General features: G+C 40.0%; 15 protein-coding genes. 10 read left to right on the forward strand and 5 right to left on the reverse strand.

What is annotated here, in order from left to right:
- Positions 1–160 precede the first annotated feature (160 nt).
- Positions 161–916 carry an RNA polymerase sigma factor SigI gene (gene sigI, locus MHB83_RS11365; protein ID WP_034662939.1) on the forward strand — a complete coding sequence of 252 codons (756 nt, stop codon included), beginning with the start codon at positions 161–163 and terminating at the stop codon, positions 914–916.
- A complete protein-coding gene (locus tag MHB83_RS11370) occupies positions 913–2097 on the forward strand; it encodes an anti-sigma factor domain-containing protein (protein WP_253622680.1) in 1185 nt (394 codons plus the stop codon). Before sigI ends, MHB83_RS11370 begins: the two co-directional genes overlap by 4 nt.
- 39 nt (positions 2098–2136) lie before the next feature.
- On the opposite strand, the gene MHB83_RS11375 is transcribed toward MHB83_RS11370, so the two are convergent.
- Together MHB83_RS11375 and MHB83_RS11380 are read right to left on the reverse strand one after the other, a co-directional pair.
- Positions 2137–2331, reverse strand: coding sequence for an alpha/beta-type small acid-soluble spore protein (locus MHB83_RS11375; protein ID WP_003211343.1), 195 nt, complete (start codon positions 2329–2331; stop codon positions 2137–2139).
- 129 nt (positions 2332–2460) lie between these two features.
- Entirely contained in the window at positions 2461–3174 is a 714-nt protein-coding gene (locus tag MHB83_RS11380) for a DUF1836 domain-containing protein (RefSeq protein ID WP_253622679.1), read from the reverse strand.
- A 278-nt stretch (positions 3175–3452) separates the two neighbouring features.
- Here MHB83_RS11380 and htpX point away from each other — a divergent pair, with 278 nt between their 5' ends.
- From htpX to MHB83_RS11405, 5 genes are all read left to right on the forward strand, one after another.
- Positions 3453–4352, forward strand: coding sequence for a protease HtpX (gene htpX, locus MHB83_RS11385; RefSeq protein WP_003212518.1), 900 nt, complete (start codon positions 3453–3455; stop codon positions 4350–4352).
- 143 nt (positions 4353–4495) lie between these two features.
- Positions 4496–5842 (forward strand): TrkH family potassium uptake protein, encoded by a 1347-nt coding sequence (locus tag MHB83_RS11390; RefSeq protein ID WP_003211513.1) that lies wholly within the window; start codon positions 4496–4498, stop codon positions 5840–5842.
- 97 nt (positions 5843–5939) lie between these two features.
- A complete protein-coding gene (locus MHB83_RS11395) occupies positions 5940–6458 on the forward strand; it encodes a YetF domain-containing protein (RefSeq protein ID WP_003211987.1) in 519 nt (172 codons plus the stop codon).
- A gap of 6 nt (positions 6459–6464) precedes the next feature.
- Entirely contained in the window at positions 6465–6629 is a 165-nt protein-coding gene (locus MHB83_RS11400) for a hypothetical protein (RefSeq protein ID WP_199852772.1), read from the forward strand.
- Positions 6622–6804 carry a hypothetical protein gene (locus MHB83_RS11405; protein WP_003211111.1) on the forward strand — a complete coding sequence of 61 codons (183 nt, stop codon included), beginning with the start codon at positions 6622–6624 and terminating at the stop codon, positions 6802–6804. Before MHB83_RS11400 ends, MHB83_RS11405 begins: the two co-directional genes overlap by 8 nt.
- Positions 6805–6831: 27 nt before the next feature.
- On the opposite strand, the gene MHB83_RS11410 is transcribed toward MHB83_RS11405, so the two are convergent.
- On the reverse strand, positions 6832–7851 hold the full coding sequence (locus tag MHB83_RS11410; RefSeq protein ID WP_003212122.1) for an acyltransferase family protein: 1020 nt from the start codon (positions 7849–7851) through the stop codon (positions 6832–6834).
- Between the two features lie 293 nt (positions 7852–8144).
- Between MHB83_RS11410 and MHB83_RS11415 the strand changes: the two genes are divergently transcribed.
- The 3 genes from MHB83_RS11415 (at position 8145) to MHB83_RS11425 (ending at position 11059) form a co-directional block, all read left to right on the forward strand.
- Positions 8145–10340, forward strand: coding sequence for a PAS domain-containing sensor histidine kinase (locus MHB83_RS11415; protein WP_050945176.1), 2196 nt, complete (start codon positions 8145–8147; stop codon positions 10338–10340).
- A 1-nt stretch (position 10341) separates the two neighbouring features.
- Entirely contained in the window at positions 10342–10833 is a 492-nt protein-coding gene (locus MHB83_RS11420) for a methylated-DNA--[protein]-cysteine S-methyltransferase (protein ID WP_106918386.1), read from the forward strand.
- A 91-nt stretch (positions 10834–10924) separates the two neighbouring features.
- Positions 10925–11059, forward strand: coding sequence for a hypothetical protein (locus tag MHB83_RS11425; RefSeq protein WP_003211599.1), 135 nt, complete (start codon positions 10925–10927; stop codon positions 11057–11059).
- Between the two features lie 25 nt (positions 11060–11084).
- Here the strand turns inward: MHB83_RS11425 and mtnA are convergent, their stop codons facing one another.
- On the reverse strand, positions 11085–12146 hold the full coding sequence (mtnA, locus tag MHB83_RS11430; protein ID WP_050945174.1) for an S-methyl-5-thioribose-1-phosphate isomerase: 1062 nt from the start codon (positions 12144–12146) through the stop codon (positions 11085–11087).
- A 6-nt stretch (positions 12147–12152) separates the two neighbouring features.
- The gene (gene mtnK, locus MHB83_RS11435) at positions 12153–13346 is read right to left on the reverse strand and encodes an S-methyl-5-thioribose kinase (RefSeq protein ID WP_342496331.1); all 1194 of its coding nucleotides are present in this window, start codon (positions 13344–13346) and stop codon (positions 12153–12155) included.
- Positions 13347–13360: the final 14 nt, after the last annotated feature.

Below are 13360 nucleotides of genomic sequence, written 5' to 3' on the forward strand. Positions count from 1 at the left end.
GGAGATACCCCCTTATTTCTTTGCTTTTAGACGAAACATTGTAAAGTAGATGATGATATACATGTCATAATTGGGTAACAGGAAATGAATTCCTCATTTCTTCCTTTGCGCTTCCCTCATAAATTAGCTATCATAAATGAGTAATATAGGGAGAACTGAGGTGAAACCATTGCTTAGCCTTTTGTTTAAAAAAGGAAAGAAAAAGCAAACATTAGAGCAGTCGGCTATCAGTATTCAACAAGGTGATATCGAGCTGCAAAATGCATTAATAGAGCAATACAAACCATTTGTCGCTAAGACGGTTTCATCCGTTTGTAAACGATATATAGATGAAAAAGATGATGAATTCAGCATAGGCTTAATTGCCTTTAATGAAGCGATAGAAAAATACTCTGCTGAAAAAGGAAACTCACTCCTTGCTTTCGCAGAATTAATTATTAAAAGAAAAGTGATCGACTATATTCGAAAAGAAGCGAGAAATGCGCCAACGGTTCAAATGGACCTGCAAGAAAGTGAAAATGGCGAGTACTCTCAAAGCATGATTGAAGCAGAGCTGTCTACAAACGAATATAGACGTTTAATTGAACAAGAACACAGAAGAGAAGAAATTGAACATTTTAAAGAACGATTGAAAGTATACGGTCTCACGTTTCAAGAGCTGCTTGAACATTCACCAAAGCATGCAGATGCAAGGCAAAATGCCATTAAAGTAGCTCACACACTCGTTGAACACGATGAGCTCAGAACCATTTTATTTCAGAAAAAACAATTGCCAGTCAAACAGCTTGAAAAGCTAGTGGAAGTCAGCCGCAAAACGATTGAGAGAAATAGAAAATATATCATTGCGATGGCGATCATTATGACGGGTGATTATGTGTATTTGAAAGATTACCTTAAAGGGGTGCTTAATTCATGAGAAGAGGCATTATAGTAGAGAAAAACAAAAAATATGTCACGCTGCTGACCCCTGATGGACAATTTCTGCGGACAAAATATGAACAGCAAGATTATGAAATCGGTCAAGAAGTGACATTTCCGAATGAATCACGTCTCGAAAGAAAAAAAGCCGGTTTTTTTGACTTGCTTCGTTTACGTCCATTAAATGCAGGAATCCTATCAATCGCTGCGATTATTGTCGTGATTTTTACTATGATGCCATCTTTCTCAAGTCAAAAAGCATATGCATATATGACGATTGACATTAATCCAAGCTTTGAACTGAAGCTTGATCACAATTATGAAGTGATCGGTGTCACACCACTGAATAAAGATGCGAAACAAGTACTGGCCAGTATGAAGGATTTAGAAAAAAACGACATGACCAAAGTTGTGCAGGAAATCATAGATGACTGTGACAAAAAAGGTTATGTGAACCACTCTAAGAGTATTTATATTTCAACGGTTTATGAAAACAAGCAGGACCATACATATAAAACCAACGTCAAAAGTAAAATTAACACCATCTCTGGTGAATATCAAAAGCGCGATTACAAGCTAGAAACTGTAGAAAGTGACCTGGAAACAAGAGAAAAAGCTCAAAAGGCGGGCATTTCAACAGGCACATATATCAGAAATCAAGAAATCCAAGACAAAGAACAAGAAGGCATTCAAAAGGATGAAGACGCAGCAGAGAGTGATGCTGTCAAAGAAGAAGAGCCTAAAAAAGATGATGAAGATCAAGCAGACAAAGACAAACAAGAAGACGTCAAGACAGACGATAGCGAAGAGATGAAGCCAGATCAAGAGGCTCCTGAAGCTGAAGACAAAGAGCAGAAGGATCAAGAGAGGGAAGAGCAAGGATCTATTCAAAAGCCACACCAAACAAAACCTGATGATAAAAGCAAAGACAATCAAATAAAGGAAGAAAAGGAACGTTCTATCGATAAAGAACAAAAAAAAAATCACTCAACGGAACCTGATGATAAAAGGAATCCAAACGGCACATCACGTGGTGGTGCTGAAAAGCACGCAAAAAAAAACGACAGGGATCAGAAACAGCCGTCCGCTGAACGAAAAAAAGACCATATGAAGAAGCAGGGAAAAGGTGCACCGTCCCCGTATCGTGAAAACCGGTTTGAGCACACATATGAACAATAAAAAAACGCCAGAATAGCTCCGGCGTATTTCACCATGTTTTTATTTAGATTGATTGCCCATTTGTGATTGAGCCTGTTGAACGAGTCGTTTTGTAATTTCACCGCCAACAGAACCATTTGCACGTGCGACTGTATCTGAACCGAGAGTCACGCCAAATTCTTGAGCGATCTCGTATTTAAATTGATCTAATGCTTGTTCTACTCCAGGAACAAGAAGCTGATTTCGATTTGCCATGTCCATATTCCTCCTTTCACCTCATGTTTGTTGCGCCTTCTTATTTTGAAGAAAACGGCGTACAATTATGCTGGCAATTGCTGCACAAAAAAACCGAGGTGACCTCATCACCTCGGTTTTCTTTTATCCTTATTTAGCTGCCTGTAGCGTATTAAACATCATTTCTTGCGCTGTACTTTGCAAGTGGGAAGTGAACACAGAGAAGACGGTAGAACTGATAATGCCTTTAATCAAATTCCATTGATTCTTCGTTAATTCTGTAAACTCTTCATGGAGCATGTCGGTCTGCTCCTCAGTCATTTCTCGTAAATTTGTTTCCTTTAACGGAAAATGTGTATGGTGATAAATAAAATCTAGGACGTGCGCATATGCTTCATAAAAACGGATTGGACTAATAATATCATCTGTTCGATCTGTGATCGTGTTAAATAAGGCAGATAAGATCAAGCGAATGGCATCAAAGTCAAAAACTGATTTTAAATCCCTGACAATTAATAAAATAACGACCTGATCAATGGAGTACTTCTTGCCAAGCTCTGGATGACCAATCATATCTTTAATATCACGCTTGATCCAATTTTGAATCGCCGTCGATTTAAGAGACGTTAGCTCACACAAGTTGCCAAGCTCAACAATTTCATTTGTAGAAAGACCGTGCTCTGATTTTTGCTTCCGCCGTTCGAGCTTCTCAAAAAACGAAGGGATCTTTAACTCATCATATTCATGATCCTTATCGCCCTTTACAGATAGATTCAAAAGCTGAAGCGGAGTCAGATCTCCCTCTCCTTTTAGAGAATATAGAAGTCTCGTCATGTCAATTCTCGTTAATTTAAAAGTCACCATGTTCCACCTCATTTGTACGTCAAAAACGTGATTATTGATCTAATTCAACATCATAATCTCTTTTTGATGAAAATGCAAAATAAACTAAAATACAGAACGCGGCGTCACAATTTGTTCACTTTTCAGCTGTGGCAAAGTCGTAAATATTGAAGTGACGGGGCTTAAGCCGTTATGATAAACAGAAGGAATGATTCCTTTTTCCTTGCAATTTGAGACGTTTATTTTTATAATTTTATTAATAAGTTCAAATGAACTTAATATGACAGCGGAGGTTATGTATGGGTAAAAGAATATTTCTGTTTATATTAACGAACATTCTTGTTATCACTACGATTGGTATTGTACTGTCGGTTATTAGTGCAGCAACTGGTGTTGGTTCTTATATAGGAGCAGACGGTGGAATTAATTTGGTGGCACTGCTAGTATTCAGTGCAGTTGTTGGTTTTGTTGGCTCGTTCATGTCACTTGCGATGTCTCGCTGGATGGCAAAAATGATGATGGGTGTGCGTGTGTTAAACCCTGAAAAGGATTCATTAACATATGATGAGCAGCAGCTTGTTGACCGCGTGCACAGATTATCAAGAGCAGCAGGCCTTTCTAAAATGCCTGAGGTTGGTATTTATCAATCATCTGAAGTAAATGCTTTTGCGACAGGTCCTTCTAAGAGAAGATCACTTGTTGCCGTTTCAACTGGATTGCTTCATGAAATGGATGATGCAGCAGTTGAAGGTGTAATCGCTCATGAAGTTGCTCACGTTGCGAACGGTGATATGGTGACAATGACGCTGCTTCAAGGGATCGTCAACACGTTCGTTGTCTTCCTTTCAAGAATTGCGGCATGGATCGCAAGCCGCTTTGTTTCGCGTGAAGAGCTTGTTCCGATTGTTCATTTTATTGCAGTGATTGTTTTCCAAATCATTTTCTCTGTCCTAGGAAGCCTTGTCGTGTTTGCATATTCTAGACACCGTGAATTCCATGCAGACCGCGGCGGAGCTGATCTTGCCGGTAAAGATAAAATGGTTCATGCGCTTCGCTCACTTGAGGCGTATACGTCAAGAATCAAAGATGATGATCAAACAGCAGTTGCTACGCTTAAAATCAGTGGTAAACGAAAAGCTTCTCTTTTCTCAACACACCCTGATTTAAACGAAAGAATCAGAAGACTAGAAGCAAAATAAGAAAGACGAAAAGACATTCTGCAACAGGATGTCTTTTTCTTTTTGATGAAAAAGAAAATAAAGCATAAAATATCTTTAAAATCATGTCTCTTTTCATTAAAATGATAAAGTATTCGAAAAGATAGATAAAAGAAGGAATGACAATGAATCCTATCAAAAAGCTAATTGACCGGCTGTCAGCATTTCAGCTGATTGCCCTCTATTATTTTCTTGCTGTAACCGTATCACTTATTCTTCTCAGCCTCCCAGTGGCTCATCAAGAGGGAGTGAAATGGACATTTATTGATGCTCTATTTACGGCGGTGAGTGCGGTAAGTGTCACAGGACTCACTGTCGTTGATACCTCGCAAACATTTAGTGTGGCAGGTATGTGGATCCTTGCGTTTGTCCTGCAAATCGGAGGTATCGGCATTATGACGCTCGGTACCTTTGTGTGGATTGTCATGCGAAAAAGGATTGGGATTAAAGAAAGAAAGCTCATCATGGCAGATCAAAACCAGAGCAATTTATCAGGTATTGTGAAATTAATGAAGCAGGTCTTATATTTAATTTTGCTCATTGAGTTTTTAGGCGGTCTGATTTTAAGTATGTATTTTCTCAAATATTACGATGTGCAAGGAGCATTCTTGCATGGCTTCTTCTCAAGTATTAGTGCGACCACCAATGGGGGCTTCGATATTACAGGGAACTCGCTCATCCCTTACAAGGATGATTATTTTGTCCAATTTATTACGATGCTGCTGATCATCTTTGGAGCGATTGGCTTTCCTGTGCTCGTCGAAGTAAAGGATTATTTATTTAATCAGGACCGAAAGCACGCATCGTTTTCATTGTTTACAAAAATCACAACGATTACGTTTGGCGGTCTTGTCGTTGTTGGAGCGATTGGCATATATGCACTTGAAGCCGGGTTCAGCTTCCTAGGGAAAAGCTGGCACGAAATCTTGTTTTATTCTTTTTTCCAATCGACCGCAACAAGAAGTGGGGGTTTGACAACATTAGATATTACCCAGCTGACAGAACCGACCCTTTTATTTCTATGTATGCTTATGTTTATCGGGGCTTCCCCAAGCTCTGTGGGAGGCGGAATTCGAACAACTACGTTTGCCCTTAATTTACTCGCACTGTTTCATTTTGCTAGGGGAAATAAGTCCATTAAAATTTTCAAAAGAGAGCTTCATCAAGCGGATATTAACAAATCCTTGATGGTGACGATGATGGCCTTTATTTTGGTGTTTGGCGCTACGTTCCTGTTATCATTATCCGAGCATAATACACTTCTAGAAAATTTATTTGAAGTTTGCTCTGCATTCGGAACAACAGGGCTATCGCTAGGAATCACCTCGGACCTTACGGTGTTCGGTAAATGTATCATTATGGTCGTCATGTTTATTGGACGGATCGGCATTCCAAGCTTCTTATATTTAATTGGCCGAAGAGAAAGCGAAGCGAATTATCATTATCCGAAAGAGCGCGTCATCATCGGCTAAACAGCATTCCGAGCGAATGCTGTTTTTTTATTTCCATTATCTAACTGGCTAAATCACATGGGATGTTCGCAATCTATAGGTAAGAGGTGAACGAGACGTGCTGGATGTAATATGGAAAGCAATTGTCATGCTGCTAGTTGGTACCTTGCTGCTGAGAATAGCAGGGCCTAAATCCATTAGTCAATTAACTGTTCAACAAACAGTGATCATGATTTCAATCGGATCGATTATTATCCAACCCTTTATTGAGCACAATTTACTTGAAACGATTTATGCCGCCGCTACATTTATCATTGCACTCGTCATCATGGAAAAATTGTCTATCCAATCTGATTTCTTTGAAAAATTGGTTTCAGGGAAATCTGTGGTCATTTTGCAGGATGGAGAAATGCTTGATCACAAACTTAAGAAAACGCGGCTCACAAGGGATGAATTCAAAATGCGCTTAAAGCAGCAAGGCATTACAGACATCAGCAGTCTCAAAAAAGCCACCCTAGAAGCCAATGGACAAATCGGCTATGAGTTAAAGCCAGAGGAAAAGCCGGTGACGGTCAAACAAATGAAGGAACTTCTAGACCAATTAAGAGAAGAACTAAATATGTCAAAAAAGGACTGATTTCAGATGAAAAGAAAAGCAGCGAAAAATGAAGCACTGACAAATAATATGACACCGACAGAAAGCATGGCACATGATCAAGGACAAACCCAATTTGATGAACATTCAAGAGATCGTCAAGCAAACCGAAATTCTCATAAAGGGAAACAAGGGGGAGGATCTCGTGACTAAGAAGCATGTAAAAAGCAAGGACATGAAAGACCATAAAAAGCCAATGGACCCAGATATCTTAGAAGAGGAATTTGGTAGTGAGCTTGGAGATATCAACAGCAGCAAATGGATTGATACGCTTGTAAAGCCTAAGAAAGATGCTGAATGTCACAATGGACACATGAATGAAAAATAGAAAAAACGATCCGCGCGGGATCGTTTTTTATTTGCTATAACTGCCCTGCCTGCCGGTGATTGTACGCATGAGATTGGTCATTTTGAGCTCAATCACTGGCTGTGCAACGGTTTTAACAAAGGTGCTAGACAGGGTAAAGGTTAACAGAATGGTCAGCAGCAATAACATGACCACACTTGCTGCATTCAAGGCCCAGTCATCAAACCAAGTCGTTCTAAGTAGCTTAATGACAAAGCCATGTAATAAATACACATATAACGTTCTTGTGCCCCATTTTGTAAAGAAGAAACGGCGTGTTGGCACTAAAGCAAAGAAGCTGAATGTAGCGCCGAATGCAAGCAGATACCATGCCATTCGTTTCATTGCCGCAATCACTCCCTCATCACCTAGAGAAGCATATGACTGTGATCCAAATAAGAAGGAATAATCAAATTCATAGAAATAGCAAAACAAGAATACAGCCATTAATACAAGAAGTGCTGACAGCTTTCCTTTACTTGTACGGATGAATTCAAAATGCTGCTTTTTTAAATAGAAGCCTGCTAAAAACATTGGCAAAAAGACAAACGTACGCGATAAGCTCAGTGTATTGCTAATACTGTCCACGTAACCGACAAGTAACGCAATCGACAAACTGACGATCATCGCCCAGTGAAATGGCAGTTTAGAAAAAGGAATGAGCAGCAAATTCCAAAAGAATAAACTAATTAAAAACCATAAAGACCATTGCGGATCAATTGGATTTAAATTGGCCATGCTTTGATCCTGCAAGAGATAATAGTAAACGGAATAGATCACCTGAAAAATGAAATATGGGATGATCAGCTTAATAGCAACTTTTTTCATAAAACCTGGCTTTCTAAACCCTTTTGCAAAGAAGCCGGAAACCAAAATAAAGGCAGGCATATGAAAAGTATAAATAAACTTGTATAAATAAAGCATCCAATCATTATCATGAATGAATGATCGTAACAAATGACCAAAAACAACTAGAAAAATCAGAAGAAATTTCGCATTATCAAAATAACTATCTCGTGAAGATGCCATAACATCACCTTTCCTGCTCGATTTTAAACATAAATGTTCTAAGTGCACTGTTCCCGTATTTGCCCCATTTTAAAATACATTTTGGCTCATTTCGCTATTTGATGTGAAATTGTAGAACGGCTGTAAAAGAAGCGTAAGAAAAGAGAATCGAGGTTCGATCCTGTCATCCAAATGAAATAAATGAGACAGTCTTCGTGTAAAAAGTTATCTTTTTTTATGAGTCGAATGAAGGAACAATGAAAATATTGTAGAAATATTGTAGAGGAATGAGGCTGGAAAAGGAGTGTAAGAGAATGACTGAAACGCTCGATGGCGCAGAAGATATCAGAAAATTAGAAAAAGAGAACGAATATTTGCGAACAGAGTTGATGCAGCAAAAAATGCTGTTAAATAAGACGTTAGATGCCATTTTTATATTTGATCAGCACCTCAACATCATCCAAGCCAATGAAGCAACATGCAGGCTTGTACAGACACCGAAAGAAGACCTCCTCAATAAATCCGTTCTAGATTTCCTTTACGGCATCCCGAAAGATAAAATTGAATGCTCACTCGATCTATTTTTTCGAAAAGGTACGTTAAAAAGAGAAATCTCCATTCAGCTGGAAAATGGTGAAACAAAATACATTGAATTTGTCGCAGAGCACGACACCATGAATCAGCAATATATTGTCGTCATGCGAGATATTTCCTCAAAGAAAATATTAGAACGAGAACGCTCCATGAATGAGCAGCTGTTCAAAGATTTGTTTGACCGAGCCATTGACGGGATGGTCATTTTTGATCAGGATGGCTGCATGATTGATGCGAATCATTCTTTTTGTCAGAGCTTTGAGCTGCAAAAGACTGATTTAACCGATCGCTATTTACATGAATTTGTCGACGAAGAAAATCTTCCATCCTTACAGCACCTTTTAACGTCACTTAAAGAAACAGGGAAAGCCAAGGGAGAACTTCCCGTTACCCTTCAATCTGGCCAGTACAAATTATTCGAGCTCACCATTACATCAAATGTGATGAGTGGTTTTTATATGTCGATCATGCGGGATATTACAGAAAAAAGGTTAATGGAAGAAAAGCTGTTAAAAAGTGAGGAACGCTTTAGAGAAATTTTTGAAAATGCAATGGATGCGATCATCATATGGGCGGATGATGGAGAGATTGTGAGAGCCAATGAATCAGCCTGCCGCATTTTTGAATTGCCTATGCATTCACTGATTGGCAAAAAACTCACAGACTTTCTCGTGAAATCTGATCAGAGATATAGACCGACTAGAAGACGATATATTCGGAATCACGAAATAAGGGAAGAGCTTTTGTTCAGAATGGCAAATGGTCAGTTTAAAGAGCTCGAGTTTACATCAAAGCATGCGGTATTAGAAGGACAGCACTTAACCATTTTACGTAATGTGAGTGATCGAAAAAGGATGGAGGAGGAGCTGCGCGAAAGTGAGCTCAAATTTCGTAAAGTATTTAATGGATCAATGGACGGTATTGTTCTGTTTGATAACCAATACCGCATTATCGAAGTCAATCCATCCGCAAGCGAGCTACTAGGATTGAAAAGTGATCATTTAACGGAAATGAACCTTTTCCACATCCTTGCGCCTTATCAAATTGAACATTTGGCACAGCCTGCCCAGGCGATGTCATTAGATGAAATGGACAATGAAGTGCCATTTGTGCTGAACCACCCAGATCAGCGGATATTGGAATTCTCTTTTAAACGCAACATCATTCATAATATGAATTTGGCGATCTTTAGAGATGTGACAGAGCGGAAGGAATTAGAAGAACGGGTGAGAAAATCAGATACCCTTCATGTGGTCGGAGAGCTTGCCGCTGGAATTGCGCATGAAATTAGAAACCCGATGACAGCATTAAAAGGCTTCATTCAGCTGCTAAAAGGAAATATAGAAGGGGAGTATTCGCTCTATTTCAATGTCATCACTTCAGAGCTGAAAAGAATTGAATCGATCATCACCGAATTTTTGATTTTAGCAAAGCCGCAAGCCATCGTATTTGAAGAAAAAAATGTGGTGCAAATTGTGAAAGACACGATGGATCTGTTGCACGCACAGGCGAATCTTGGCAACGTTCAAATGCATCTCAATGTGATTGATGAGATTCCGCTCATTTATTGTGAACAAAACCAATTAAAACAAGTCTTTATTAACATTTTAAAAAATGCAATTGAAGTCATGCCGAGAAAAGGAAATGTCTATGTGAGCATTCAGCGGAAGGGCGAAGAGCATATTGTCATTTCACTGCGGGATGAAGGGTGCGGAATGGCAGAGGACAAGCTGAGGCGTCTAGGGGAACCATTTTATACGACAAAAGAAAGAGGAACTGGACTTGGCTTAATGGTTAGTTATAAAATTATTGAAGAGCATCAAGGAACGATTGAGGTAGAAAGTGAGGAAGGGGTAGGAACCGTCTTTCATCTCACGCTGCCACTGAGGCAGAAGAAACAAGAAGGAGAGCATTAACGTGTATTATACCGTCTATCACGCACCAATTGGGGCACTATACATACTAGAAAAAGACGACGCCATCATCGAAGTGATGTTTGATGATGAGCCGTTTTTAGCAAAAAAACAGGAAGCCAATCTAAAAGAAGAAGAAACGTCTGTATTACAAGAAGCAAAAAAGCAGCTAGATGAATATTTCAAGGGTGAGCGCCAAGAATTCGATCTCCCGCTCAAGCAAAAGGGAACTTCGTTTCAAGAGCAAGTGTGGGCAGCACTTTCGACTATTCCGTATGGTGAATCAAAAAGTTATGCAGACATTGCAGAAGCAATTGGTAACCCAAAGGCTGTGAGAGCGATTGGACAAGCCAATAGACGCAATGCATTACCTATTTTTATCCCTTGTCACAGAGTGATTGGAAAAGACCGTTCTCTGACGGGCTATGCAGGAACGAAGACAGATATGAAAGCGGTTCTGCTTGAATTAGAAGGTATCCCATTTGTTCAAAAATAAATCGATTGACCTGTTCCAAATGTTTTCCAAGCGACATATCCTTTTATTAAGCTAAAAAAGTTGGTTGAGGGAAAAAGGAGGGCGCTAGGGAATGTTTTGGGACAAAAAGAATAAAATGTATGCCGTCACATCACTATGTGTCAAAATGAAGGTTTTGACAGAAGAACAGAAAAAAGAAATTTTAGCAAAAACGAATGAAATAAAAAAGCGCGGTGCTCTTAAATAAGAAGTACACGGCGCTTTTTTTATGATCAGAGTGAGATGCCTTCAGTGAACAGAGCATCAATCTCTTCTGTATAGTTCGACGTGATAATCCCTTTCTCTGTAATGATCCCTGAAATGAGATGGTGAGGAGTGACATCAAAGGCGGGATTGAATACCTGAACATCAGGTGGTGCAATTTGGACGCCGTTTAATTCCTTTACTTCCAGCGGGTCACGCTCTTCTATTGGAATATCTGCCCCGTTTTTGGTTGAGATATCAAAGGTAGAAAGCGGTGCAGCTATAAAAAACGGAATTTGAAAATGCTTGGCTAAAATGGCGAGACTTAACGTGCCAATCTTGTTCGCCGCATCTCCATTACGGGCAATGCGATCAGCTCCAACAATGACTGCAGAAATTTGTTTTTCTTTCATCGTATGGGCTGCCATGTTATCTGTAATGAGCGTCACATCTACGCCGCCTTGCATGAGTTCCCATGTTGTCAGCCTAGCCCCTTGGAGAACAGGGCGTGTTTCACAGGCATAAATGTGAAGGTCGAGATTTTTCTTTTTGGCTAAATAAAATGGAGCAAGGGCTGTTCCGTACCGGCTCGTGGCGATGGAGCCTGCATTGCAAATGGTCATAATCCGATCACCCGATTTAAAGAGCTGGAGTGCATTTTGACCGATTTGTCTGCATGTTTCTTCATCTTCAATTTGAATTTGAATGGCCTCATGGACAAGGTCTGTTTTGGCTGCATTGACCGAAGCTGCACGATCAATGCGCTGCAACAATCGCTCTAATGCCCAAGCTAGATTCACAGCGGTTGGACGAGCACTGTTTAAATATTCTTTTATCTGAATGACTTCTTGTCTAAACACATCAATTTCTTCTGTCTCAATGTCTTGGGCACTGAGCGCCAGTCCAAAAGCTGCTGTAATGCCAATGGCAGGTGCTCCCCGCACTTTTAACGTGACAATGGCATCATACACGTCTTCTTTTGTATATAGATGCTCAAACTCAGTTTCAGCCGGTAATTTTTGCTGATTCAAAATGTTAATATGGTTTTCTTCCCATTCGACAGAACGGGGGACTTCAAATTCTTTAGACAAAACCCGTCACTCCTTTACAGATTGCTGGAATAATGCGACGAGGTCAGACGCTGTTTCCACTGCATGATATTGTTTGATGAATGCTTTTCCGAGCTTAAGTGCTGCTTTTTTCTGCTGAATCCGTCTAGATGGTGATGGAATCGCATCGAGATCAGCGGCATGAGCAAGGCCAATCGTTCGGCGGATAAGTTCACAGCCCGCAAAGCCTGTCGCTTCTTTTAAAATACGGTCAAAGGTTGTTTCTAAAAAACTGTCTGATACACTAAACGCTTCAATGCTGTCTTCTTTCCAAGCTTTTGCGAACACTTCTTTGAAGGTTGCCCATACATTGACGACATGGTCAAAAAGGTGCTGCTGATCGTGTTCATTCTCACGGGACAAAGCATTCAAGAACAGGTTAGCGATAAAATGACCAATATCGAATCCGAAGGGACCATAAAAAGCGAATTCTGGATCAATGATTTTTGTTTCCGTCTCACTTGCAAAAATACTGCCTGTATGAAGATCTCCATGAACAAGTGTTTCGGCAGATGTCAGGAAAATACGCTTCAATTCAGCTGCTTTTGCCTGCACTTCAAGATCTGCCCAAAGTGCTTCGGCAGCTTCTCTTAATTCTTCTTCGAAATCATTTGTGCCGCTATCAAAGAAAGGATCTGTGAAGACGAGCTTTTCGGTAATGTCACAAAGGTCCGGATTCGTAAATTGCTTCACAAATTGTTTTTTAATTTTAGGATTTGTGGCAAAGTCAGAAGTGTAAAAAAGTGTTTTTCCTAAAAATTCTCCGACATGATCGGATAAATGCGGATATTGTTTTCCGGCAATTAGCCCTTTTCTGACGATTTCGAGGTGTGATAGATCCTCCATTGCCGTCACAGCAAGAGCTGTATCTGAATAATAGACTGCTGGTACGAGGTGCGGTGTATACTCTGACTGCTTGATCAGGGCAGTACTTTCGATTCTCGCACGGTCTAATGTAAGCGGCCAGCTCTCTCCGACCACCTTGGCGTAGGGCAGTGCCTGCTTGATGATCAAACCTTTTTCTTGTTTATGATCAAAAATATGAAAGACGTAATTTAAATTCCCGTCCCCGATTTCCGTACATGTCAAATGACTGCTTTCTTGGATCAAGCCAAGTCTAATTGCGAGTGCAACTGCCGAGCTTTCTGTTAATTCTTCATATGATGCCGTAAGTGTAACCAATTGCTTCCCCTCCA

Origin of the sequence: Bacillus sp. FSL K6-3149 (assembly GCF_038630515.1) — a bacterium.
Lineage (GTDB): Bacteria > Bacillota > Bacilli > Bacillales > Bacillaceae > Bacillus > Bacillus pumilus.

Excerpts from the sequence above, each read along its gene's own strand:
- MHB83_RS11370 (WP_253622680.1), top strand. The coding sequence starts at position 913 with ATGAGAAGAGGCATTATAGTAGAGAAAAACAAAAAATATGTCACGCTG.
- MHB83_RS11375 (WP_003211343.1), bottom strand. The coding sequence starts at position 2,331 with ATGGCAAATCGAAATCAGCTTCTTGTTCCTGGAGTAGAACAAGCATTA.
- MHB83_RS11380 (WP_253622679.1), bottom strand. The coding sequence starts at position 3,174 with ATGGTGACTTTTAAATTAACGAGAATTGACATGACGAGACTTCTATAT.
- htpX (WP_003212518.1), top strand. The coding sequence starts at position 3,453 with ATGGGTAAAAGAATATTTCTGTTTATATTAACGAACATTCTTGTTATC.
- MHB83_RS11390 (WP_003211513.1), top strand. The coding sequence starts at position 4,496 with ATGAATCCTATCAAAAAGCTAATTGACCGGCTGTCAGCATTTCAGCTG.
- MHB83_RS11400 (WP_199852772.1), top strand. The coding sequence starts at position 6,465 with ATGAAAAGAAAAGCAGCGAAAAATGAAGCACTGACAAATAATATGACA.
- MHB83_RS11410 (WP_003212122.1), bottom strand. The coding sequence starts at position 7,851 with ATGGCATCTTCACGAGATAGTTATTTTGATAATGCGAAATTTCTTCTG.
- MHB83_RS11415 (WP_050945176.1), top strand. The coding sequence starts at position 8,145 with ATGACTGAAACGCTCGATGGCGCAGAAGATATCAGAAAATTAGAAAAA.
- MHB83_RS11425 (WP_003211599.1), top strand. The coding sequence starts at position 10,925 with ATGTTTTGGGACAAAAAGAATAAAATGTATGCCGTCACATCACTATGT.